We start from the raw sequence: 24,435 nt of genomic DNA on the forward strand, positions 1-24,435 counted from the left end.
ACAAAAATTAGATGCATCGAGGTTTTTGAAATGAACGTATTGATCATCGGCAGCGGTGGCCGTGAACACGCTCTGGCCTGGAAGGTCGCGCAGGACCCTCGTGTCGAGAAGGTCTTCGTTGCACCGGGCAACGCCGGTACCGCCATTGAAGCCAAGTGCGAAAACGTCGCCATCGACGTGCTGGCCCTTGAGCAACTGGCCGACTTCGCCGAGAAAAACGTCTCGCTGACCATCGTCGGCCCTGAAGTCCCGCTGGTGGCGGGCGTTGTCGACCTGTTCCGCTCCCGTGGCCTGGACTGCTTCGGTCCAACCAAGGGCGCTGCGCAGCTGGAAGGCTCCAAAGCCTTCACCAAGGATTTCCTGGCGCGTCACAAGATCCCGACCGCCGACTACCAGAACTTCACCGAGATCGAGCCGGCGCTGGCCTACCTGCGCGAGAAAGGCGCACCGATCGTGATCAAGGCCGACGGCCTGGCCGCGGGCAAGGGCGTGATCGTCGCCATGACCCTCGAAGAAGCCGAAGAAGCTGTGCGCGACATGCTCGCCGGCAACGCTTTCGGTGACGCCGGTTCGCGCGTGGTGATCGAAGAGTTCCTCGACGGCGAGGAAGCCAGCTTCATCGTCATGGTCGATGGCAAGAACGTGCTGCCAATGGCCACCAGCCAGGACCACAAGCGCGTCGGCGACGGCGACAGCGGTCCGAACACCGGCGGCATGGGCGCCTACTCCCCGGCTCCGGTGGTCACCGCCGAAGTTCACCAACGCGTGATGGATCAGGTGATCTGGCCGACCGTCCGAGGCATGGCCGAGGAAGGTAACATTTACACCGGCTTCCTCTATGCTGGTCTGATGATCGACAAGGCCGGCAACCCGAAAGTCATCGAGTTCAACTGCCGTTTCGGCGATCCGGAAACCCAACCGGTGATGCTGCGTCTGCAATCGAGCCTGGTACTGCTGGTCGAAGCGGCCATGGCACAGGCACTGGACAAGGTCGAAGCGCAATGGGATTCGCGCCCAAGCCTTGGCATCGTGCTGGCGGCTGGCGGTTATCCTGGCGACTACGCCAAGGGCGCAGCCATCGAAGGTCTGGACGCAGCAGCGGCATTGCCGGGTAAAGTGTTCCACGCCGGTACCGCACTGAAGGATGGTCAGGTCGTGACCTCCGGCGGTCGTGTATTGTGTGCCACTGCGCTGGGTGACAGCGTCGGTGAAGCACAGCAGCAGGCCTATGCACTGGCTGCAAAGATTGACTGGCAAGGTTGTTTCTACCGCAAGGACATTGGCTACCGCGCCATTGCCCGGGAACGCGGCGAGCATCTGGAGTAAGGCCCGGCCCGGACAGTCGCTCCACGGGGCCGACTGTCCGGGTACCCGCTGTCACCCAGAGTCAACTGGCTACATTTACGAAGGGATTTCGCCGTGCGCTGGCTCAGGATTGCCACAGGATTGATCGTCACACTGCTGACCCTGCTCTGTATGCCACCGGCCAGTGCCGAAGTCAGTGCAGGATGGTCGACCCTTGTCGACGATCAGGCCAATCTGCAACTCAGCGATGTCCGCTCCTCCCGTTACGACGCCCAATTCAGCCCGGTCGAGCTCGACCAAGTACGCGCCACCAGCCGCGATTCCGCCTTGTGGCTGCACTACAAACTCCCCCCTGACGATCACGAGCAACTGGTGCGCATCTTCGCCCCGGACCTCGCCACCGTGGACATGTATGTCCTGGACGGCGACACCCTGATCGACCATTCGCGCTCCGGCAACAAGGTGCCACGCGATGCCCAGCCGCTGCCGGCCATCGACTTTCTCCTGCCAGTGCCGCACAGCGACCGCCCGCTGGACCTGTTTCTGCGCCTGAAGTCAGAACAGGAACTGCGCCCGAACATCTCGCTGGAAGCCGCCGTCGCCAGCGCCGCCGATGAACGCCGACCACTGCTATTGGGGCTGTTTTTCGGCTCGCTGCTGATGCTGATCGTGCAGAACATCACCCGCTACACCCAGTCGCGTTCGGTCAGCAGCCTTTGGCTGGCAGCCTGCGAAGCCTTTCTCGGCCTCAGCGCCTTGCTGCTGCTCAACCTGCAGGCGCCCTGGCTGTCGCACTGGCATCTGGCCCAGACCCCGAGCGCACACCTCGCGCTGTTGATGGCCGCCGCCACCGGGTTGATGTATGCCTACTGTTTCTTCATTCAGCGCGGCGTCGAGATGCTCAACCGCCTGTTGATGAGCGTGCTGCTGATCGTCGGGTTCGGCGCGCTGCTGGTGCTGTTCGTCGACACCCTGCCGCTGAATATCCTGACATTCCTGCTGGTGGCACTGACTACGGTCAGCATTACTCTGGTCTCGATCTATCACTTGCAAAAGGGTTATGCGCCGGCCCGGCCCTTCGTGATTGCCATGATCGTCTTCAACATGGGCAATCTGGTGATCCTGCCGGCCATGCTGTGGCTGACGACAGTGCCTGCCCAGTCGTTGATCATCGGCGTATTGGCGGTGTTCTGCCTGTGCGGCCTGCTGATGAGCATCGCCCTGAGCGAACGCACCCGCAGCATCACCGAAGATAACTTCAGCATCAGCCGCGAACTGGCGGCGAGCACCGCGGAGATCAACGCCAAGGCCGAGTTTCTGGCAAAGATCAGCCACGAAATCCGCACACCCATGAACGGCGTGCTGGGCATGACCGAGCTGCTGTTGGGCACGCCGCTGTCGGTCAAGCAGCGCGATTACGTGCAGACCATCCACAGTGCCGGCAACGAGCTGCTGACCCTGATCAACGAGATCCTCGACATCACCAAGCTGGAGTCCGGGCAGATCGAGCTGGACGACGTGCAGTTCGACCTCAACGCCATGATCGAAGATTGCCTGAGCATCTTCCGCGCCAAGGCCGAGCAACAGAGCGTCGAGCTGATCAGCTTCATCCAGCCGCAAGTGCCAAGGGTCATCAGCGGCGACCCGACCCGCCTGCGTCAGACGCTGTTGAGCCTGCTGGAAAACGCCCTGAAAAAGACCGACGAAGGCGAGATCCTGTTGGTGGTCGCCCTCGATTCCCGAGGCGGCAAGCCGCGCCTGCGGATCGCCGTGCAGGACAGCGGCACGCCGCTGACCCTCAAGGAACGCGACGCGCTGTTGCATGCTGAGCTGCACAGCAAGAACTTCCTCGCCGCCAGCAAGGTTGGCGGGCACCTGGGTCTGGTCATCGCTCGCCAGTTGATCCTGTTGATGAACGGCGAGTTCGGTATCCAGAGCGGCAGCAATCAGGGCAGCACCCTGTGGCTGAGCCTGCCGCTGGACCCGGAACGGGTGGAGCAGCCGCCGGCGGACCTCGACAGCCCGCTCAAGGGCGCGCGAGTGCTGGTGGTCGACGACAACGACACCTGCCGCAAGGTGCTGGTGCAGCAATGCAGCGCCTGGGGCCTGAACGTCAGCGCGGTGCCATCGGGCAAGGAGGCGCTGGCACTGCTGCGGACCAAGGCCCACCTGCGCGACTATTTCGACATCGTCCTGCTTGATCAGAACATGCCCGGCATGACCGGCATGCAGCTGGCGGCCAAGATCAAGGAAGACCCGAGCCTCAACCATGACATTCTGCTGATCATGCTCACCGGCATCAGCAATGCGCCGAGCAAGGTCATCGCCCGTAACGCCGGGGTCAAGCGCATCCTCGCCAAGCCGGTGGCCGGCTACACGCTCAAGACCACCCTCGCCGACGAATTGAACCAGCGCAGCAAGGGCCAGGGCACTGTCCAGCCGGTGCCAGTGGTCAGCAACGACGTCAGCGTGCCGAGCGACTTCCGCATTCTGGTGGCCGAGGACAACAGCATTTCCACCAAGGTCATCCGTGGCATGCTCGGCAAGCTCAACCTGCACCCGGACACGGCCAGCAACGGCGAGGAAGCCCTGCAGGCAATGAAAGCCCAGCGCTACGACCTGGTGCTGATGGACTGCGAAATGCCGATCCTCGACGGCTTCTCGGCGACCCAGCAATTGCGCGCCTGGGAAATCGGCAACCAGCGCACACGCACGCCGGTGGTGGCGCTGACCGCGCACATTCTGGCCGAACACAAGGACCGCGCGCGCCAGTCCGGGATGGACGGCCACATGTCCAAACCGGTCGAGCTGTCGCAGCTGCGCGAGCTGGTCGAGTACTGGGTCGAGCAACGTGTCCGGGGCCAGCTTGAAGGTGATGACAGTCCCCATGATCGTTATCAGCAAAACTGATCTCGAACGGCCATGACGCCTGATAGACTGGCGCCAATCCGGTCTGCCGCCACGAGCCCACATCATGCTCCATGTGCTGTTCAGCGTTTATCTGAAGATGCTGGTGCTTTATAGCCCGTTCTTCGTTCTTTCCTGTTTCATCAGCCTGAGCCGCGGTTATTCGCGCAAGGAACGTCGTCATCTGGCCTGGAAAGTGGCGCTGGCCACACTGATTTCCAGCGTGCTGCTGTACCTGTTCGGGCGCGTGATATTCGGCGTGTTCGGCATCACCGCCGACGCCTTCCGCATCGGCGCCGGTAGCGTGCTGTTCATTTCTGCGCTGGGCATGGCCCAGGGCAAATCCGCGGTACAAACCGACAATGTGCAGCAGGACGTGGCGATCGTACCGCTGACCATTCCGCTCACCGTCGGCCCCGGCACCATCGGTGCGCTGCTGGTGATGGGCGTCAGCCAGCCGCACTGGGACGACAAGCTCACCGCCATCGTCAGCATCGCCCTGGCCAGCCTGACCGTCGGCATCGTGCTGTACCTGTCCAACAGCATCGAGCGCCTGCTCGGCGAACAAGGCCTGCAGATCGTCAGCCGGCTGATGGGCCTGTTCGTCTGCGCCCTGGCGGCACAGATCATCTTCACCGGCATCAAAGGCTATCTGCTGCCGTGACCCGGCGCCTCAGAGATCCAGCTTGAGAATGTCCCGTCGGCCCCGTTCCCCAACCGTCTCGCGGATGTTTGCACGATGCGTGGCAAACACCTCGCGGTTCAGGGAATAGGCCGCACAGCTGACCCGCATAATCATTTCGCGGCGCTCTCCCGTCCACGAACCATGCTCGGCATCATCCACACGGCCTGTCAGACCGATGCCGCAGATAAACAGCATGAGCTCGCCATTCACCACCTGCGCATACGGCAGTATCTGAAAATTCGCCGTGGCGCTGTTGTGTCCGCCATCAGTGAAAAAACGCTCGGCAAACGCGACAGCGCCCATGGCATCGAACATCGCCTTGCTCTGCATCGCCACGGCACGCAGGCCGGTCTGATCCAGCACTTTGTAAATCGACCGGTTGAAGTCATCGGCGCTGACCACGATCCGCGTGTCGTGCACGGCCGGCGCCATCAACTGAAAACCGCGTTCTTCCAGGCAACTGCGATACATGTACATCCAGAGCAGGAAGTTCATGCTCGCCTTTGCCGTCTGATTGGCCGCGCCCTCGGCCAGCGCCAGGCAATCGAGAACGTCATTTCGGTCCTGCTCGCCAGCATTGCCGAAAGAGATAACACTGCGGCCAATCATGCCTTCATTCACGCTGCTCACAGGGCACCTCCCTGCAACTGAAAGGTCAGCGCCGCACGACGGTCTTCAAGGCCATTACCGATGCCCTCCCGCAAATAGCCATACACCGCCTCGATTTGCTGGCGGACCTGAAAGGCGATCTCGACATTGCCGGCGATGTCGCTCGCAGAAAGCGTTTCAAACAGCGCATCAGGCCTGAACGGCTTACGGCGGGTGAAGATGATCGACATCAGCGTCAGCACGGCACCGGCCTGAGCAAAAGCAAATTGCAGCACCGCCTTGTTTGCGCCGCCCTGCTCCGGGCCCATGGCCGCTTTGGCATAAGCCTGCCATCCGGGCTGAGCGGGATCGTGACGATGACAAGTGCTGGCCGATGACCACAATCGGTCAAATTCGGCCACCGAAACAAACGAAGGCAATTTGCTGCGTAGCCAGTCGCATACACCGCCTTTGGGCAGGTCGCTGGCCGGCAGGCTAAAGGCTTCGCGACCACCCATCTTCCAGCCAAACGTGTGCAGCGCTTCGCTCTGAATCACGCTCCATTCAGCTGTGGCGGTGAAACGGTTGAAGCGCTTGTCCGCGCACAGTTGCGTGTACAGCAGCGAGTCCAGCGCATCGGAACGCTCCTGCGCCCGACAGCCTTCGGCAAAGCGCAGCAGGCAACCGGCGTTGGTGTAAATGTCGTTGAGCGGGTTATTCATCAATGTCACTCCGTTGACATAAAACGAAGGCGGCTTTCGCCGCCCTCATCGTGATCAAATGTCGAACTCGGCAATCGCCTGTTTGGCCTTGTCGCCCAGCTTCTTCCTGACTTCCTCACGCACGACGCCGTATTGCACCGAGTTGAGGACCAGATTGTCTTCGCCACGATGAACGTTGACGTCGGCACTGTGCCAATCCCAGAAGAGGACATTGGTCACGGTGCTGGCGGTGTCGAACGAAACCGCGCCCATCGCCACGCACGCCTCGCCGGTGGCGCTCTGCGAGCAGGCACCCATGGCGAAGCTGGCACCGTTATGGGTGCGTGCCTGACGCTCGAAGATACCCAGTGGTTTTTCTCGCGCCTGCAGCGCGGCGATGGTATCGGCGGCAACCTTGAGCATGGCCAGGGTCGCAGGCCCTGGCAGCGAGGCGGCGGCGATGGCAGAGGCCAGCACCTGCAGGCCGGTCTGATCCATGGTGAATTTCTTGTCGCCGGACTGGTAGCGCGAATAGCTCCAGTTCCACGACCCCAGGCCCAGCTGATTCAGCACGGTGCGGAACGAGCCGAACCACTTTTCGCTGCCCACTTCATTGGCGAACTCCTTGTTGGCCTTGAGCTGAGCCAGCAGGAAGCAATCCATGATGTCCTGTCGGTTCTGGTCGGAGACACCTTCGGTGAAGCCCAGAATGGCGGAACCCACCACCGCAGCGACCGGTGCATCGGGCGCCAGCGGCGGTACATCGGCCGTGATCGGATCAGCCATCATGCGCATCATGCGGCCATCCACCGCATCCATGGTGAAGTCAGCGAGATCGAGGTCGGCGATGTAGCGGCAACGGTCAGCGGCGTTCATGTTCATTTCAACGTTCATGTTCTGTAAGTCCTTTACTGTGTGATGCCCGAAATGGACACACACCGGAACTAATCAGATTTCTGCCCGCGTGGTGCATGCCTGCAATGCTTGCGCGCAGCCGCAACCCTTCGCGACAAGCGCTGCCACTTAGCCGTGTCCTGCCATCCAGCCTGAGGTCGCTCGCACGCTGCGCGGCCTTGAAATACGCGGTGTGCGTTGAAAAGAGGCAGCCGACCGTTGCGGCCGGCATACCCAGGTTTCGTGCGATCAGAAAGGTCTTTGCCTGCCAGAAAGGCAGTGAACTCGCGTACAGGCATCCATGTTTGCCCGCTGCTGATCAGCATCTTCCTACTGGGCGTCGTCATGCTTTCGACGACGCCCTCGCCTCAGGCTGTAGGCTTTGCGCCGTACCAGCGTGGCGTGTACACCCACTGAGTGCCATCGGCGCGTGGGAACACGCACGTGGTCGACGAGCCGATCAGCACCATGGTGCGCATGTCGACCTGATCGGGCGTCAGTTCGCCCAGCGTGATGACCCGCAATGTCTGGCCCGGACGGCCGATGTCGCGCCCCAGCGTGACGGGCGTTTGCGGGCTGCGATGCTGACGGACGATCTCCAGCGCACGACCCAGTTGCCAGGGTCTCGAACGAGAAATCGGGTTATAGAACGCCAGCGCCAGATCGGCCTGGCAGGCCAGATCCAGGCGCTTTTCGATGATGTCCCACGGCTTTAGGTTGTCCGACAGCGACATCACGCAGAAGTCATGACCCAACGGTGCGCCCGCCTGCGCGGCGGTCGCCAGTGAAGCGGACACGCCCGGCAGGATCTCCAGATCAACCGAATGCCAGAGTGGATTGTCCGACTCATGCAATGCCTCCAGCACCGCAGCAGCCATGGCGAACACGCCCGGGTCGCCGGACGACACCACCACCACCGAACGCCCCTGCACCGCCAGCTCGAAGGCGTGACGAGCGCGCTGCATTTCTTCGCGGTTGTCGGTGCAATGCAGCACTTGATCGTCACGAAACGGCCCGGCCATGCGCACATAGGTTTCGTAGCCGAGCACATCGTTGGCGCGCGCCAGTTCAGCCTTGACTGCCGGGATCATGAACTCGGCCGCGCCCGGCCCCAGACCGATCACCGCCAGACGCCCGCGTGGGCGGCCGATCGTGTCGATATCCAGAGGCTGCTCTGCCACGGCAATCGCCACGCCGTCTTGTGCAGTAGACGACAGCGTCGCGTTGGGCAGCGCCTGTTGCGCCATCTCGCTGGCCGATGCCAATGCGCTGAAACGCAGCGGTACGCCCAGCGTCTCGGCGGCGGCGTACAACGCGGGCTGCGCCATGTCCGTGTCAGCGGCGAGCAGACAGGCCAGCGCCTGTGGCGCAATGAGCGCGTGCTGCAAGGCCGCCCTGACGGCACTCACCGGCTCCGCAACGTCGCCATTGAGCGCCACCAGTACATTGCGCGGATAGATCAGCAGTTCACGGGGCGATGGCGCACGCTCGACATGGCCGACATGGATGGTTCGTTGTGCCTGGCTGTCTTCGGGCAAGTGCGCCTCGGCCAGCCATGGCGCAGCACCTTCGATGCGCACGCTTTCGCCGGCCAGCAGATCGGACACGAAGCGTTTGCCCTGCTCCAGATCACCCAGCGCATAACCCGCTGGCGGGTTGAGCAGGCAAGTGCCGAAGCGCAGTTCGCCGCTGGTGGTGATCGCCGCCACGCTGTTCAGCGCGTCGGCAATCCTGCGCGCCATGACGTTGACCCCGCCCAGCCCGCCAAGCAGCGGGACCACCGCGCTACCGTCTTCCGCCACCGCCAGCACGGGCGGCTCGGCGCCCTTCTCCAGCAGCATCGGCGCCAGCGTGCGAATGACGATACCGGCGGCGCACAAGGCAATGATCGGCGTGTCTTGTTGATAAAACTGGCGCAGGGTCGCACCAAATTCGGCGTAAGCCTGATCGGCGCCTTCGACGCGCCCTTGCAGGCCATGGATCAGCGCGCCGGGGTAGACCTGCTGAATGTTGCGCGCCGTCGCCAGCGCGCCTTGCCCCAGAATGACGATGGCCGGGGCCTTGAAAGTCGGAGCGTCCATCAACCTTGCCACCTTTCACCCGGCACGATGATCAGCGAGAAATACGGCGACGACATCGGGTCGACATCAGCCAGCGGCACGATCTTCTGGTTGCTCATGGTCGCCCGCTCGACGTACAGCGCGCGCTCGGCCAGGCCGGTCTCGATCAGCACCTGGCGCACCTTCGGCAGGTTGCGGCCGAGCTTCATGATCACTGCAGCATCGGCGTCTTCCAGCTTGCGCTTGAGCTCGTCCGCCGACAGCACGCCGGACAGCACCGACAGGCTCTGGTTGCGGTACACCAGCGGCGCACCCAGCACCGAGGCGCCACCCAGCATCGAGCAAACGCCCGGCACCACTTGCGCCTCGTAGCGTTCGGCCAGGCGGTCGTGCAGATACATGTAGGAGCCGTAAAAGAACGGGTCGCCTTCGCAGATCACCGCAACGTCGCGCCCGGCGTCCAGGTGCGCTGCCACATCAAGGCTGGCGGTGTCGTAGAAATCGCTGATGATCTGCTCATAGGACATCGGCTCGGGCAACACCTCGGTGGTCACCGGGTAGACCAGCGGCATCAGGGTCTGGGCGTCCTGCAGATGCGCCTCGATGATGCCAAAAGCGTTGCCTTTCTTGCCCTTGGCGACGAAGTACGCCACCACCGGCGATTCGCGTAGCAGGCGCAGCGCCTTGACGGTAATGAGTTCCGGATCACCGGGGCCCACGCCCAGACCAATCAGTCGACCGCGAGCCTGCATCATTCGATCTCCGTGGCGAGTGCATTGACCGCCGCAGCGGCCATGGCGCTGCCGCCACGACGTCCCTGCATGATCACGTAAGGCACGCCGCGACTGTCAGCGGCGAGCATGTCCTTGGATTCGGCTGCGCCGACGAAGCCCACCGGGAAACCGAGAATCAGCGCCGGTTTCGGTGCACCGGCGTCGAGCATTTCCAGCAAGTAAAACAGTGCGGTCGGCGCGTTGCCGATCACCACCACGGCGCCTTCCAGATGCGGACGCCACAGCTCCAGCGCCGCCGCTGAGCGGGTGTTGCCCAGCTCGCGGGCCAGCTCAGGAACGCCGTCGTGCTTGAGGGTGCAGATCACCTGATTGTTGGCCGGCAAGCGCGCGCGGGTCACGCCTTCGGCGACCATGTGCGCATCACAGAGAATCGGCGCACCGGCTGCCAACGCCTGCCGGCCTGCCGTGCCAGCGCCCGGCGAGAAGCGCAGGCCCTCGACCGCATCGACCATGCCGCAGGCATGAATCACCCGCACTGCAAGTTTTTCCAGGTCGGCCGGGATTGTGTCGAGCCGGGCTTCGGCGCGGATGATCGCGAAGGAGTTGCGATAGATCTCCTGGCCGTCGCGGATGTAATCAATCATCAAGGGAGCTCCGTGCGTCGGCGGTCAATAAGGCACCAACGGCTTCAATAGTGAGATCGTGCCCACGCAACGTGCCGAAACCCGGCTGATCGGCGTGGCGCACATACAAATCGTAATGGCCGGCGGACAACGCCAGCAAAGTAATCGGGGCGATATGGGCGGCAGCGCAAGAGCGCTTGCAGCCGGACAGATGAACCGCCTGACGGACGCCGCTGTCCTGCAGCAACGCGGCCAGTCGCAGCGCATCGGCCTTGGTGTCGGCCAGCCCCTTGGCGCAGGCCGCCGAACCGGTGCAGGCGATTGCATGAGCCAGTGCCTGATGCGCGTCGCCGAGCAAGCCAGCACCCTGCAAACCGTGCAGCGCTGCCTCAGCCTTCGCGGTCGGAACATTGCGCAGCATCAGGCTCTGCCATGGCGTCATCACCAGCGAGCCGTCGCCCAGTTCCAGCGCCAGCCTCGCCGCCTCGCGCAACATGGACGGCTGCAGGCGGCCCAAAGGCACCACCGCACCGACTGCGCAAAGCTCAGGCTGTGCCTGTGGATAAATACCGATATGCACGTCAGCCTGAATCGGCGCCCGGCGCCAGCCTGTGATCGCCGCATCCATTCTGAACGGCTGGGGCAAACGTGCCGCCAGTTGCTGCAGAAACCCTTCCACCGAGATATCAGCCAGCAACTGACGCATCCGGTTCTGCTCCGGCGTCGCCAGGTCGAGAAACAACTCCAGAACCGCGACCACCAACTCATGCCCTGCCACCAGCGGCACCGCCGCCACAGGACTGTCGCTGACAGGGCAGCCGGCCAGACCAAAACCGAGCAGCGTTTCACCGCCGACCGTCAGCGCCGACAACCACAGGTCATGAGGGTGCTCCAGCATCACCAGCCCTTCACCGCCGTCCAGCGACAGTGCGAACTTGGGCGACAACTCATGAAAACGCGGATGGTTTTCCAGCGAATGAAGAATCTGCGTGGCCAGCGGACGGGCATCGAACAACTGCTGCGGATCGAGCCCGACCGTTGGACTGAGCATCAGATTGCGCACATCGTCCCCCGCCGGATTCGACGGCCCCAACCCGGCCGCGAGCAAGGCCGCGATCAGCCCGCCGTGATCGGCACCGATGCCACGAATCTGCAAATTGCCGCGATTGGTCGCCTCGATCACCCCACCGGCAAACCGCTCGGCCGCATCCGCCACCGCCACCGCCTGCGCCGCCGTCAACACCCCGCCAGCCAGCTTGATCCGACAGATCCCCCCATCCAGCGCCGGGACAATACGCAACAACCCCGGACAAGCCGAGGGGCGAATGGGCGCAGCAGAAAGGCGAGCAGACAACGGCTCGGTCAAAGGATCACCTGACAGACTCGGGCTGAAAAGCGCAGATCGGGACATCTGCAAGGGGCCGTATTATGCCTGCTTTGGTTGCTGGCATGAAAAGGTGGTCTGTCGGATCGAGTTTTTCTTACGTGGTTATCGGGACTTATCTGACTCGCGGCGGATAACGCTTTTCGTGTGGGAGAGGGCGCTGCTTGCGAAAGCGGTAGATCAGCCACCATCGTAGCGACCGGTAAATTGCATCGCGGGCATGCGCGCTCCTGCGGTTGGCGCCGGATTCGCTGAAGGTGCTGGATACATACGATACCTGTGGGAGGGAGCCCTGCTCGCGAAAGCGTTTTTTCAGTCAGCACGATGGTGTCTGACCTGACGCCTTCGCGAGCAGGGCTCCCTCCCACAGGTTCCGTGTTTGCCTTGCCAACGGTGGCGGCTGTGAAATCGCTGCCGCCGGCAAGCCGGACTGCTAAGGGAATGGTGTCAGACTCCAATATTGCGGATGACGCAACTCATGTGGGAGGGAGCTCTGCTCGCGAATGCGGTAGATCAGCCACCACCGTAGCGACCGGTAAATTGCATCGCGGGCAAGCGCGCTCCTGCGGTTGGCGCCGGATTCGCTGAAGGTGCTGGATACATACGATACCTGTGGGAGGGAGCCCTGCTCGCGAATGCGGTGGATCAGTCACCATCGTAGCGACCGGTAAATCGCATCGCGGGCAAGCGCGCTCCTGCGGTTGGCGCCAGATTCGCTGAAGGTGCTGGATACATACGATACCCGTGGGAGGGAGCTCTGCTCGCGAATGCGGTGGATCAGTCACCATCGTAGCGACCGGCAAATGGCATCGCGGGCAAGCGCGCTCCTACGGTTGGCGCCAGATTCGCTGAAGGTGCTGGATACATACGATACCCGTGGGAGGGAGCTCTGCTCGCGAATGCATTCTTTCAGTCAGCACGGCAGTGTCTGACCTGACGCTTTCGCGAGCAGGGCTCACTCCTACAGGTTCCGTGTTTGCCTTGCCAACGGTGGCGGCTGTGAAATCGCTGCCGCCGGCAAGCCGGGCTGCTACGGACGGTTTCGCGAACCGACGCGATCAGGGCTTCGACGCGCTATCATGCCGCCTTTGTCCACAGGCCCTTCGCGCGGTCTTGTGGCGGGTTTCGGGTTTGAGGGCAATGCATGACGCCGTGGCTGACAGTCGTGGGTATCGGTGAGGACGGCTACAAGGGGCTGGGCAGGAATGCCCGGCATGCGCTGTTGCAGGCGCGGCAGGTGTTCGGCAGTGCGCGTCAGTTGGCGTTGTTGCCGCCTTGCATTGCTGCCGAGCGGCGGCAGTGGCCGAGTCCGTTTTCGCTGATGCCGGTGCTGGAGCAGCGTGGCGCGCCGGTCTGCGTGATTGCCAGTGGCGACCCGATGCTTTACGGCGTGGGCGCCAGTCTGGCGCGGCAGGTGGCGGTCGAGGAGATGCGGGTGATTCCTGCGCCGTCGTCTTATTCGCTGGCCGCCGCTCGGCTGGGTTGGGCGTTGCAGGATGTGGTGACGCTGTCGGTGGTCGCCCGACCGTTGGCGGCACTTAACGCCCATCTGCATCATGGCTTGCGGCTGTTGGTGCTGAGCAATGACGGCTGTAGCCCCGCGGCGATTGCGACGTTGTTGCGCGAGCGCGGTTTCGGGCCGAGCCGGATGACGGTGCTGGAGCATCTCGGTGGCGAAGCAGAACGGCGTATCGACGGCATGGCCGGTGAATGGGATGAGCCAGACATTGCAGCGTTGAATCTGGTCGCCATCGATTGTCGTGCGGCGCCGGATACATTGCGCCTGTCCCCCGCCAGCGGTCTGCCCGATGAAGCGTTCCGCCATGACGGTCAACTGACCAAGCGCGATGTCCGCGCCATCACCCTCGCCCGCCTGGCACCGCTTCCCGGCGAGTTGCTGTGGGATGTCGGCGCCGGTTGCGGCTCCATCGGGATCGAATGGATGCGCGCGCATCCCACCTGCAGAGCGATTGCCATCGAGTCCGATGAAGGCCGTCAGGCGTTGATCGAGCTCAACCGTGATGCGCTGGGCGTTCCGGGCCTGCAATTGGTGAGAGGGCGAGCCCCCGATGCCTTGCACGAACTGGAGCAGCCCGACGCGATTTTCATCGGCGGCGGCGTGACCCGTGCCGGGGTGCTGGAACATTGCTGGCAGCAGTTGCGCTCTGGCGGCCGGCTGGTGGCCAATGCCGTCACACTGCAAAGCGAGGCGCTGCTGGTCAGCTGGCGCGAACAACATGGCGGCGAGCTGACGCGCGTTCATCTGGCCCATGCCAAGCCGCTGGGCGAGTTCGACACTTGGCGTCAGGCGCTGCCGATCACTCTGCTGGAAGCGGTCAAACCCTGATGCGCGAAGAAACCGCCGAGCAACCCGCACCGCTGCGCAGCGGCCTGACCACGGGCAGTTGCGCCACCGCGACCTCGCTGGCTGCAGCGCGTCTGTTGCTCGCCGGTGAGGTCAACGATGCCATCCAGATCACCCTGCCCAAGGGCAAGCAGGTGCAGATGCGTCTGGAGTTCTGCCGACCATTTGAGGACGGCGCCGAGGCGGGCACGATCAAGGACGCCGGCGACGATCCGGACGTGACCCACGGCGCCTTGCTCTACTCACGAATTCGGCTGATTGCCGAACCGGGCGTGCGCTTTGTCGCGGGCACCGGCGTCGGCACCGTGACCCGGCCAGGGCTGGTGCTGGGTGTCGGTGAGCCGGCGATCAATCCGGTGCCACGGCGAATGATGACCGAGCACCTGACCCGGCTGGCCGAAGAGTTCAGCTACGGCGGCGGTTTCGAAGTGACGGTCTGCGTCGAGAACGGCAGCGAGCTGGCGCTCAAGACCATGAACCCGCGTCTGGGTATCCTCGGCGGTCTGTCGATTCTCGGCACCAGCGGCATCGTCCGGCCGTTTTCCTGCGCGGCGTACATCGCCTCGATCCACCAGGGCATCGACGTTGCCAAGACCAACGGCTACCTGCACATCGCCGCCTGCACCGGCAACGCCAGCGAAGACACCATGCGCCGGGTCTACAACCTGCCGGACATCGCCCTGATCGAGATGGGCGATTTCGTCGGCGCCGTGCTCAAGCACCTGCGCAAAGTCCCTGTGGACAAACTCAGCCTGTGCGGCGGTTTCGGCAAGATCAGCAAGCTGGCCGCCGGGCACATGGACCTACACAGTCGTCATTCCAGCATCAACCTCGCGCAACTGGCGCAATGGGCGGCGGACATCGGTGCCGATGCCGGTCTGCAACAGCGGATTCGCGAGGCCAACACCAGCCAGCAGGCGCTGGCCATGGCATCGGCGGAAGGCGTGGCACTGGGCGATGCGGTCTGCCAGCACGCGCTGGACTTCGCCCGCAGCGTGGTGCCGACGCAGGTTCAGGTGGAAGTGTTCGCCATCGACCGTCAGGGCGGCATCGTCGGTCACGCCGGAGCCTTTTCATGACACAAAAGCGCATCCTGCTGCTCGGCGGCGTGACCGAGGCGCTGGCGATTGCCCGTACGTTAGGGCCGCAACACATCTATAGCCTCGCTGGTATAGGCCGGGTGCCCAGCGACCTGACCTGCCAGGTCCGCGTCGGCGGTTATGGCGGCGCCGAGGGGCTGGCGCAGTTCATTCGCGACGAGCAGATCGGATTGCTCTTCGATGCCACCCACCCTTATGCCGCGCAGATCAGCCACAACGCAGCCACTGCCGCACAACTGGCCGACATTCCCTGCTGGGCGCTGCGGCGTCCGGGATGGCAGGCCGGACCGGAGGATGACTGGCGCGACGTCGCCGACTGGGCCGAGCTGATCGAGGCACTGACCCCGTTTCAGCGCCCGCTGTTTACCTTGGGGCGCGAGCCGCTGGAACACCTGGACGAAATCCCCGCTCATCAGTTCTGGACCCTGCGCGCGCTGGACGTCTACCCCGGTAACGCGCGCTGCGAAGTCATCGGCGCCCGCGGCCCGTTCCGGCTGGAAGATGAACGTGCGCTGTTCGAACGTCGTGATATCGACGTGCTGATCAGCAAGAACAGCGGCAGCAGCGCCACCGAACCCAAATTGCAAGTGGCTCGGGAGCGCGGAGTGCCGGTGCTGGTGTTGAGGCGGCCGGCGTTGCCGCAGGTGGATCACGAATTCATGGGCGTTGAGGATTCACTGAGCGGCCTGGCTGCATGGCTCAAGTCTGCCGTAAATATGTAACGCGTCAGGCAGGGCTATCCACGAGAGAATCAAACCCTCTCATCAACACTAGCCTGAAGGTAACCTAAACGTTACCATCCATATCCGTGATCATAGTCCAGGAATATCTGTCCAGCGATCAGCGAAGCCCATTCAGTGAGTGGTTTTCGACACTATCACCGCCTGCGGCGATCAAGGTCCGAACGGCGCTTGCCAGAATGGAGTCGGGAAATACCTCGAACATCAAGTGGTTCAATGGTTTGGGGGAATATCGAATCGATTGGGGCCCTGGCTACCGGATTTACCTGATTCAGGAAGGCCTTCGACTCGTCATCCTGTTTGGCGGCGGGACCAAATCAGGCCAGACCGCTGACATCAAGCGAGCAAGAACCTTGATCGCGGACTACAAAGCGGCCAAGAAGCAACGTCATGAGAGAGACAGCCGATGCCCCTGACCCGGAGCTACAAAACCACGATCGACGAAAGAACCCGTCAGGATCCTGAGTTTGCCCAAGGCTTGCTCGACGAAGCCGCCATGCTTTTTCTCAACGGCGAACCGGAAGTCGCCCGGATCATCCTGCGCGATCTGGTCAATGCCACGGTGGGTTTCGAGGGATTGGCGAAAGAAACCGACAAGCCAAGCAAGAGCCTTCATCGCATGTTGTCCGCCAGCGGCAACCCAAGCATGGATAATCTGTCAGCCATTTTTCGCGCAATGCGTGAATGGTTGGGGGTGGAAATTCAGGTGCAGGCGATCCCGGTCCGATAACCCACCCCGCCTGCGACACATCGCCGCACCCCGCTTTTTTACTTCCGGCGGGCATTCAGGCTAAATGGCGCCCATGAAAACACAACAAAACACTTCCACCCGTCTGCAACGACGCCGGGCCTTTGCCTGGGTGGCGTGTTTTGCCTTGTTGTTCGGCATGCTGGCCATGCCGATGACGCCGACCATGCCGCGTCCTCAAGGCGAGCAACTGATCTGGGGTTCGTTCTGCACCGGCAGTGGCACGCAGTGGGTGGCGACGTCGGTCGGGCTGGTCGAGCAGGGTATGCCGTTACCGGACAACCACGCCGGGATGCAGCATTGTCCGTGCTGTTCCGGATCGCTGACGATGGTGGCGATTCCGGCAGGCACCAGCCTGGGTCTGTTCACGGCCGTCGAAGCGCCGCACTTCCCCAGCGATGTCGTGGTTTTCGTGCCACCCCCGCGCCTGCAATGGCCCAGCCTCAGTCCCAGAGCCTCTCCCCGCGTCTGATTCTTCGTTCACGCCGTGCCCCGTGTATCTGAATGAATTGGAGATTCGCGTCCATGCTGAAAAAAATTCTGCTGCTGGCAACATTGCTGTTGCCGGCCTGCTATGTTGATGCTCATGAGTATGCAAAAGGCCATCTTTCTATTGCTCACCCGTGGTCGATGGAGTTGCCGCCGAATGCGCCGACCGTTGCGGCGTACTTCGTTATCAGCAATGCAGGCCCCGATACCGATCGTCTGACCGGTGTCGACAGCCCCATCGCCGGCGACGCTCAATTGCACGAGCATGTGAACAAAGACGGCCTGATGAAGATGCAGCATGTGCAGGCGGTGGACATTCCGGCCGGTGGCGAAGTGACCTTCGCCCCCATGGCTTACCACGTCATGCTGCTGGATCTGAAAGACCGCTCGAAGCTTGTGGATGGCCAGACCTTCCCGCTGACCCTGCACTTCGAGAAAACCGGCGACGTGACTGTCGAGGTCATGGTGCAAAAGCAGGCACCTGACGTAGGCCCGGCACACGTCCATTGACGCCACGCAGACTGACGGTCGCTGACTGTCGAAGTTGAACGAAGTGAAGCGCACGCCCGCGATACACGCCCGGTCCGCCTCCGCACCCCGCAAGACATCGGGTGCGTGGCTGAGCCTGTTCGCCATGCTGATGATCTTCATCGGGCCGCTGATTTCCCAGTCGATGCCGATGGAGCATCACGCGGGCATGTCGATGCCGGTGTCCATGTCGATGCCGTCGGGGGTCGACATGCCGGCGTCGATGGACATGGCGGCCGACAGCCATGCCAGCAGCCACGCCGACCATCACGCCAGTGGCGCCGACATGGCCGGCGTCGACCATGTGATCTGGGCCAAGTGCGGCTATTGCACCCTGCTGTTCAGTTGCCCGGCCATCGCCCAGACGCTGGCGGTGATCGCTCCTGTGCCACCGCATCCCGCCGATTTCTACAGCGCGCTCCCACAACAGGGGCACGCTGAACGCACGGTTTTCCCCAACGCCCTGTCCCGCGCGCCACCGTCCGCACCCGTCGTCTGAACCCAAAAAAAGATCCGTAGCCGTTGGCGACCCCAAGCCTGGGGTGGCCTGCGCGTTGCGCCGTGTTTTTCCCTGACGGGGGCGTTTCATCATGTCCAAACCCAACGTGTCGTTCTATAACCTGGCCTGGCGCTGGCACTTCTATGCCGGCCTGTTCGTCGCGCCCTTCATGATCCTGCTGGCACTCACCGGGATGATTTATCTGTTCAAGCCGCAGCTCGATTCGCTGATGTACAGCGACCTGCTGACGGTCAAACCTGCCCACCACCTGCTGACGGCCGACGAGCAGCAACAGCGGGTGCTGGAGGCTTATCCACATGTGGCGGTCAGCAAGTACCTGCCGCCCGTCAACGCCGAGAGCAGCGCGCAGTTCGTGGTGAAACAGGATGGCCGCGAGGTCAATCTGTTCCTCGACCCGTACAGCGGCAAGGTGCTCGGCGCCCAGGACGCGCAGAACAACCTGCAGGCCATCGCCCGCAAACTGCACGGTGAGTTGATGGTTGGCACGGTCGGCGACCGCCTGGTTGAGCTGGCCGCTGGCTGGGGCATCGTGCTGGTGGTGTCCGGGTTGTACCTGTGGTGGCCGCGCGGTCGCTCGGCGGCGGGCGTGCTCTGGCCACGGCTGAACGCGCGAGGCCGACTGATCTGGCGCGACCTGCATGCCGTGACCGGCTTCTGGGGTTCGGTGGCGCTGCTGTTCATGTTGCTCAGCGGCATGACCTGGACCGGCATGTGGGGCAAGGTCTACGCCGACGTATGGAACACCTTCCCGGCGGCCATGTGGAATGACGTGCCGAAATCCGCAAAACAGGCCGGTGAATTGAACACTGCCAGTGTGCAGACCGTGCCATGGGCCTTGGAAAACACGCCGATGCCGGTGTCGTCCGGCGATCACGCCGAGCACATGAACCATGGCGGCATGTCCGCTGCGCCGGCCAGTCCGAGCATTACCCTGCAACGGGTGGTCGACATCGCGAGCGAACGCAAGATCGAACCCGGCTACAGCATCACCGCGCCTAAATCCGCGGACGGCGTATTCACGGTGTCGGTGTTTGCCGATGACCCACGCAACGACGCGACCCTGCATGTCGATCAATACAGCGGCAAGGTGCTGGCCGACGTGCGTTACAGCGATTACAGCACGGTGTCGAAAGCCACCGAGCTGGGCGTGATGCTGCATGAGGGCAAGATGTTCGGCTGGCTGAATCAGCTGGTGATTCTGTTCATCTGCCTGATGGTGCTGCTCAGTTCGGTCAGCGGCATTGTCATCTGGTGGAAGCGTCGTCCGCAGAATGGCTTCGGTGTTCCGCCGCTGCGTCATGACCTGCCGCGCTGGAAAGTCGCGACCGGGGTGATGCTGATTCTGGGCGTGGCCTTTCCGCTCGTCGGGATTTCCATGCTGGCAGTATGGTTGCTCGATCGGATAGCCCTTTCGCGCTTTGCCAAATCGGCGGCAACAGCTTAGATTGCGTGCTGCGGGGCCTGAAACCTTTTTGAGTGGTTTAGTGATGAATTCCTCCTCGATTCCGGTTTCAGGCCCCGCTCTTTTTTCCCGCCATTCGCAATTCGCACACACGCCCTCCTGACTGGCCCCTTTCCTGTGGGAGCCGGCTTGCTGGCGAACCGATTTGCCAGCCACCCCGTTCGGCGACAGACCCACCGCTTTCGCCAGCAAGCCGGCTCCTACGGGCTTCGCCCAGAATCCAGATCGATGCCGGGCCCATCCGCCTGGATGTAAAAACCTGTCGACCACGACAGCTTTGCGCACCAGATCAGAGCGCCGGGCGCACCACGCGGCGCCGTTCATCCCAGATTGGTGCAACCCCTCCCCCGCAAGCGACGCTTTCCTTCGATTTTGCGACGTTTTTCGCCTTGGCCCACCCTTTGCTATGACCTCTGCAGCCTCAACCTCTGCACCGCCAACTGCAGTCATTTCTAAAAAATCAAAGAATGGAGCTAACCAATGAAGCGTCGTAGTTTGCTTAAAGCGTTCACCTTGTCCGCATCGATCGCCGCCATGGGTTTGACCTGGACCGTCCAGGCCGCCGAGACCATCAAGGTCGGCATTCTGCATTCTTTGTCCGGCACCATGGCCATCTCCGAGACCTCGCTCAAGGACATGGCGCTGATGACCATCGACGAAATCAACGCCAAGGGCGGCGTCAATGGCAAGAAGCTGGAGGCGGTGGTGGTCGACCCGGCGTCGAACTGGCCGCTGTTCGCGGAAAAGGCGCGTCAGTTGCTGACCCAGGACAAGGTCTCCGTGGTGTTCGGCTGCTGGACCTCGGTCTCGCGCAAGTCGGTATTGCCGGTGTTTGAAGAGTTGAACGGCCTGCTGTTCTACCCGGTGCAGTACGAGGGTGAAGAGATGTCGCCGAACGTGTTCTATACCGGCGCGGCGCCTAACCAACAGGCGATTCCTGCGGTCGAGTACCTGATGAGCGAAGACGGCGGCGCAGCCAAGCGCTTCTTCCTGCTCGGCACCGACTATGTCTACCCGCGTACCACCAACAAGATTCTGCGTTCGTTCCTGCACTCCAAAGGCGTGAAGGACAGCGACATCGAAGAGGTCTACACCCCGTTCGGCCACAGCGACTATCAAACCATCGTCGCCAACATCAAGAAATTCTCCGCTGGCGGCAAGACTGCGGTGATCTCCACCGTCAACGGCGACTCCAACGTGCCGTTCTACAAGGAACTGGGCAACCAGGGCCTGAAAGCCACCGACGTTCCGGTCGTGGCGTTCTCGGTCGGCGAAGAAGAACTGCGTGGCGTCGACACCAAGCCGCTGGTGGGCAACCTCGCCGCCTGGAACTACTTCGAATCGGTCAAGAACCCGGTCAACACCAAGTTCGTCGCCGACTGGAAAGCCTACGCCAAGGCCCACAACCTGCCGAACGCCGACAAGGCCGTGACCAACGACCCGATGGAAGCCACTTACGTCGGCATCCACATGTGGGCGCAGGCGGTCGAGAAAGCCAAGTCGACCGATGTGGATAAAGTCCGCGAAGCCATGGCCGGCCAGACCTTCGCCGCGCCGTCGGGCTTCACCCTGGAAATGGACAAGACCAACCACCACCTGCACAAGCCGGTGATGATCGGCGAGATAAAGTCCGACGGTCAGTTCAACGTGGTCTGGAAAACCAAGGAGCCGCTGCGCGCCCAGCCGTGGAGCCCGTTCATTCCAGGCAACGACAAGAAGCCGGACTATGCGGTGAAGGGTAACTAAGGAAAAACAAGGTACACAGCCGGACGAATTTTCCGGCTGAACCTATCCCTGTAGGAGTGAGCTTGCTCGCGATTGCGGTGTGTCAGGCAATACAGATGTCATAGACAGCACGCAATCGCGAGCAAGCTCACTCCTACAGTTCCTCGCACGACGTACGTCGTGCGGGTGCTTTCAGGACACCGATATGCCCAAATCTCTCTACCGCCTCATTCTCGCCCTGAGCCTGTTGCTGCCGTTCGCAGCACATGCCAGTGATGCCGGTGACTTTGTCGCGGCCGAATCCTCCGAGCGCGCCGAACTGCTGGAAGCCTGGGCGGCCAAGCCCGAGCCGGCGCGCCTCGATCTACTGATTGCCCTGCAGGAAGGCCGCGTCGCCGCCGACAGCAGCAATCGCGCTTTTATCCAGAACGGCGATGCGTTCACCGCCGTCGACCCGAACGCCCCGGCGCTGGCCGATGCGCCCAACCCGGACGAGCCGCAATCCATCAGCCTCAACAACCGCCTGCGCGGCCTGGTGGAAACCGCGCTGGCCAGCCATCGCCTGTTCGACCCGGATGCCAAACGGCGTCTGGCCGCAGCGCAAACCCTGCAAAAGAGCGCCCGCCCGGCCCAGTTGCAGCTGCTCATGCAACGGGTGGCCGATGAAAAAGACGACGCCGTACATTCGGCGCTGAATCTGGCACTGGCCAACCTGCAACTGGTCGACACCAGCCCGACCGTACGGCTGGCGGCGGTGCGCCTGCTCGGTGAAACCGGTGACCCGCTGGCCCGCACCCGCCTGGAAAACCTGCTGGAACCGAATGTCGAAACCGACCCCACCGTACGCCTGGCGGCGGAAACCAGCCTGGCGCAAGTCAAACGCAAACTGATGGTCGGCGAAGTGCTCGGCCAGGTGTTCAGCGGCGTCTCGCTGGGCTCGATCCTGCTGCTGGCAGCGCTGGGTCTGGCGATTACCTTCGGCCTGCTCGGCGTGATCAACATGGCCCACGGCGAGATGCTGATGCTCGGCGCCTACGCCACCTATGTCGTGCAGATCATGTTCCAGCGCTACGCCCCCGGCGCCATCGAGCTGTATCCGCTGGTGGCGCTGCCGGTGGCGTTCTTCGTCACAGCCGGCATCGGCATGGCGCTGGAGCGCACGGTGATTCGCCACCTCTATGGCCGCCCGCTGGAAACCCTGCTGGCGACCTGGGGCATCAGCCTGATGCTGATCCAGCTGATCCGCGTGCTGTTCGGCGCGCAGAACGTCGAAGTGGCCAACCCGGCCTGGCTGTCCGGCGGCATTCAGGTGCTGCCGAATCTGGTGCTGCCATACAACCGCATCATCATCATTGGCTTCGCCCTGTTCGTGGTGGTGCTGACCTGGCTGCTGCTGAACAAGACCCGTCTGGGCCTGAACGTGCGCGCCGTGACCCAGAACCGCAACATGGCCGCCTGCTGCGGCGTGCCCACCGGGCGCATAGACATGATGGCCTTCGGGCTCGGCTCCGGCATCGCCGGCCTTGGCGGTGTGGCCCTGAGCCAGATCGGCAACGTCGGCCCTGATCTGGGCCAGAGCTACATCATCGACTCGTTCCTGGTGGTGGTGCTCGGCGGCGTCGGGCAACTGGCCGGCAGCGTCATGGCCGCGTTCGGCCTGGGCATCGCCAACAAGATTCTCGAACCGCAGATCGGCGCAGTGCTGGGCAAGATTCTGATCCTGGCGCTGATCATTCTGTTTATCCAGAAACGTCCGCAAGGCCTCTTCGCTCTCAAGGGACGGGTGATCGACTGATGAACCAGCCACTGATGGTCACTGCCGCGCAACGCGCCGGCACCAAAGTCACGATCAGCGTGGGCGTGATCGTTCTCGCCCTGCTGATCGCCCTGCCGCTGCTGTCGCTGCTGCCCGATGGCAACAGCCTGCAGGTGTCGGCCTACACCCTGACCCTGGTCGGCAAGATCCTCTGCTACGCCATCGTTGCCCTGGCGCTGGATCTGGTTTGGGGTTACGCCGGCCTGCTGTCGCTCGGCCACGGTCTGTTCTTCGCCCTCGGCGGCTACGCGATGGGCATGTACCTGATGCGCGAAGCCTCGGGCGACGGCCTGCCGGCGTTCATGACCTTCCTGTCGTGGACCGAGCTACCGTGGTACTGGGTCGGCACCCAGCATTTCCTCTGGGCCATGTGCCTGGTGGTGCTGGCGCCAGGTTTGCTGGCACTGGTGTTCGGCTTCTTCGCCTTCCGCTCGCGGATCAAGGGCGTGTATTTCTCGATCATGACCCAGGCCCTGACCTTCGCCGGCATGCTGCTGTTCTTCCGCAACGAGACCGGCTTCGGCGGCAACAACGGCTTCACCAACTTCCGCAGCATTCTGGGTTTCAGCATCACCTCCCAGGGCACCCGTGCCGTGTTGTTTCTGCTGACCGTGGTGTTGCTGGTCGGCAGCCTGTACGTGGGCTGGCGGCTGGCGCGGAGCAAGTTCGGCCGGGTGCTGACAGCGGTGCGCGATGCAGAAAACCGCCTGATGTTCTGCGGCTACGACCCACGCGGCTTCAAGCTGTTCGTCTGGGTGCTGAGCGCCGTGCTCTGCGGCCTGGCCGGGGCGTTGTATGTGCCGCAGGTCGGCATCATCAACCCCAGCGAAATGTCGCCGACCAACTCCATCGAAGCCGCCGTATGGGTGGCGCTGGGTGGTCGCGGCACGCTGATCGGCCCGCTGCTCGGCGCAGGGCTGGTCAACGGCATGAAGAGCTGGTTCACCGTGGCCTTCCCGGAATACTGGCTGTTCTTCCTCGGCGCGCTGTTCATCGTGGTGACGCTGTACCTGCCCAAGGGCGTGATCGGCCTGATCAAGACCCGCTCAAGATGAGGAGCG

The 24,435-nt window shown here is 62.8% G+C and carries 22 protein-coding genes; 15 read left to right on the forward strand and 7 right to left on the reverse strand.

Going from position 1 to position 24,435, the window contains the following annotated elements:
• The first annotated feature begins 30 nt into the window (after window positions 1-30).
• The 3 genes from purD to ACIPL0_RS00095 all read left to right on the forward strand — a co-directional run bounded on the left by purD (window position 31) and on the right by ACIPL0_RS00095 (window position 4,876).
• On the forward strand, window positions 31-1,326 hold the full coding sequence (gene purD / locus ACIPL0_RS00085; protein WP_400595125.1) for a phosphoribosylamine--glycine ligase: 1,296 nt from the start codon (window positions 31-33) through the stop codon (window positions 1,324-1,326).
• A gap of 93 nt (window positions 1,327-1,419) precedes the next feature.
• Complete coding sequence (locus ACIPL0_RS00090) at window positions 1,420-4,215, forward strand: response regulator (RefSeq protein WP_400595123.1); 2,796 nt, start codon at window positions 1,420-1,422, stop codon at window positions 4,213-4,215.
• 64 nt (window positions 4,216-4,279) lie between these two features.
• Complete coding sequence (locus tag ACIPL0_RS00095; RefSeq protein ID WP_400595121.1) at window positions 4,280-4,876, forward strand: MarC family protein; 597 nt, start codon at window positions 4,280-4,282, stop codon at window positions 4,874-4,876.
• A 9-nt stretch (window positions 4,877-4,885) separates the two neighbouring features.
• Here ACIPL0_RS00095 and ACIPL0_RS00100 read toward each other — a convergent pair whose 3' ends face one another.
• The 7 genes from ACIPL0_RS00100 to cobG form a co-directional block, all read right to left on the reverse strand.
• Complete coding sequence (locus ACIPL0_RS00100) at window positions 4,886-5,527, reverse strand: hypothetical protein (protein WP_400595119.1); 642 nt, start codon at window positions 5,525-5,527, stop codon at window positions 4,886-4,888.
• Window positions 5,524-6,207, reverse strand: coding sequence for a hypothetical protein (locus tag ACIPL0_RS00105; protein WP_400595117.1), 684 nt, complete (start codon window positions 6,205-6,207; stop codon window positions 5,524-5,526). The genes ACIPL0_RS00100 and ACIPL0_RS00105 overlap by 4 nt, the downstream gene beginning before the upstream one ends.
• A gap of 54 nt (window positions 6,208-6,261) precedes the next feature.
• Entirely contained in the window at window positions 6,262-7,080 is an 819-nt protein-coding gene (locus tag ACIPL0_RS00110) for a hypothetical protein (protein ID WP_400595115.1), read from the reverse strand.
• Between the two features lie 368 nt (window positions 7,081-7,448).
• Window positions 7,449-9,161 (reverse strand): precorrin-3B C(17)-methyltransferase, encoded by a 1,713-nt coding sequence (gene cobJ, locus ACIPL0_RS00115; RefSeq protein ID WP_400595113.1) that lies wholly within the window; start codon window positions 9,159-9,161, stop codon window positions 7,449-7,451.
• Window positions 9,161-9,895 (reverse strand): precorrin-2 C(20)-methyltransferase, encoded by a 735-nt coding sequence (locus ACIPL0_RS00120; protein ID WP_400595111.1) that lies wholly within the window; start codon window positions 9,893-9,895, stop codon window positions 9,161-9,163. Before ACIPL0_RS00120 ends, cobJ begins: the two co-directional genes overlap by 1 nt.
• Window positions 9,892-10,518 carry a precorrin-8X methylmutase gene (locus ACIPL0_RS00125; protein ID WP_400595109.1) on the reverse strand — a complete coding sequence of 209 codons (627 nt, stop codon included), beginning with the start codon at window positions 10,516-10,518 and terminating at the stop codon, window positions 9,892-9,894. Before ACIPL0_RS00125 ends, ACIPL0_RS00120 begins: the two co-directional genes overlap by 4 nt.
• Window positions 10,511-11,863, reverse strand: a complete 1,353-nt coding sequence (gene cobG, locus ACIPL0_RS00130) for a precorrin-3B synthase (RefSeq protein ID WP_400595107.1) — start codon at window positions 11,861-11,863, stop codon at window positions 10,511-10,513. Before cobG ends, ACIPL0_RS00125 begins: the two co-directional genes overlap by 8 nt.
• Before the next feature lie 1,162 nt (window positions 11,864-13,025).
• Between cobG and cbiE the strand changes: the two genes are divergently transcribed.
• The 12 genes from cbiE (at window position 13,026) to urtC (ending at window position 24,429) form a co-directional block, all read left to right on the forward strand.
• Window positions 13,026-14,228 carry a precorrin-6y C5,15-methyltransferase (decarboxylating) subunit CbiE gene (cbiE, locus tag ACIPL0_RS00135; RefSeq protein WP_400595105.1) on the forward strand — a complete coding sequence of 401 codons (1,203 nt, stop codon included), beginning with the start codon at window positions 13,026-13,028 and terminating at the stop codon, window positions 14,226-14,228.
• Window positions 14,228-15,325: a cobalt-precorrin-5B (C(1))-methyltransferase gene (locus ACIPL0_RS00140; RefSeq protein ID WP_400595103.1), complete on the forward strand. Its 1,098-nt coding sequence runs from the start codon at window positions 14,228-14,230 to the stop codon at window positions 15,323-15,325. The genes cbiE and ACIPL0_RS00140 overlap by 1 nt, the downstream gene beginning before the upstream one ends.
• Entirely contained in the window at window positions 15,322-16,068 is a 747-nt protein-coding gene (locus tag ACIPL0_RS00145; protein ID WP_400595101.1) for a cobalt-precorrin-6A reductase, read from the forward strand. Before ACIPL0_RS00140 ends, ACIPL0_RS00145 begins: the two co-directional genes overlap by 4 nt.
• Before the next feature lie 86 nt (window positions 16,069-16,154).
• Window positions 16,155-16,502, forward strand: coding sequence for a type II toxin-antitoxin system RelE/ParE family toxin (locus tag ACIPL0_RS00150; protein ID WP_400595099.1), 348 nt, complete (start codon window positions 16,155-16,157; stop codon window positions 16,500-16,502).
• Complete coding sequence (locus tag ACIPL0_RS00155; RefSeq protein ID WP_400595097.1) at window positions 16,493-16,816, forward strand: DNA-binding protein; 324 nt, start codon at window positions 16,493-16,495, stop codon at window positions 16,814-16,816. Before ACIPL0_RS00150 ends, ACIPL0_RS00155 begins: the two co-directional genes overlap by 10 nt.
• Before the next feature lie 73 nt (window positions 16,817-16,889).
• Entirely contained in the window at window positions 16,890-17,306 is a 417-nt protein-coding gene (locus tag ACIPL0_RS00160) for a DUF2946 domain-containing protein (RefSeq protein ID WP_400595095.1), read from the forward strand.
• Between the two features lie 53 nt (window positions 17,307-17,359).
• Window positions 17,360-17,833 (forward strand): copper chaperone PCu(A)C, encoded by a 474-nt coding sequence (locus ACIPL0_RS00165; RefSeq protein WP_400595093.1) that lies wholly within the window; start codon window positions 17,360-17,362, stop codon window positions 17,831-17,833.
• A gap of 109 nt (window positions 17,834-17,942) precedes the next feature.
• Complete coding sequence (locus ACIPL0_RS00170) at window positions 17,943-18,350, forward strand: DUF2946 domain-containing protein (protein ID WP_400595199.1); 408 nt, start codon at window positions 17,943-17,945, stop codon at window positions 18,348-18,350.
• Window positions 18,351-18,441: 91 nt separating this feature from the next.
• On the forward strand, window positions 18,442-19,815 hold the full coding sequence (locus ACIPL0_RS00175; protein WP_400595091.1) for a PepSY-associated TM helix domain-containing protein: 1,374 nt from the start codon (window positions 18,442-18,444) through the stop codon (window positions 19,813-19,815).
• 498 nt (window positions 19,816-20,313) lie between these two features.
• Complete coding sequence (urtA, locus tag ACIPL0_RS00180; RefSeq protein WP_400595089.1) at window positions 20,314-21,579, forward strand: urea ABC transporter substrate-binding protein; 1,266 nt, start codon at window positions 20,314-20,316, stop codon at window positions 21,577-21,579.
• Between the two features lie 184 nt (window positions 21,580-21,763).
• Entirely contained in the window at window positions 21,764-23,353 is a 1,590-nt protein-coding gene (gene urtB / locus ACIPL0_RS00185; protein WP_400595087.1) for an urea ABC transporter permease subunit UrtB, read from the forward strand.
• Complete coding sequence (urtC, locus tag ACIPL0_RS00190) at window positions 23,353-24,429, forward strand: urea ABC transporter permease subunit UrtC (RefSeq protein WP_400595085.1); 1,077 nt, start codon at window positions 23,353-23,355, stop codon at window positions 24,427-24,429. The genes urtB and urtC overlap by 1 nt, the downstream gene beginning before the upstream one ends.
• Window positions 24,430-24,435 lie beyond the last annotated feature (6 nt).

Source organism: Pseudomonas sp. NPDC090208 (genome assembly GCF_044746785.1).
Taxonomy (GTDB): Bacteria; Pseudomonadota; Gammaproteobacteria; order Pseudomonadales; family Pseudomonadaceae; genus Aquipseudomonas.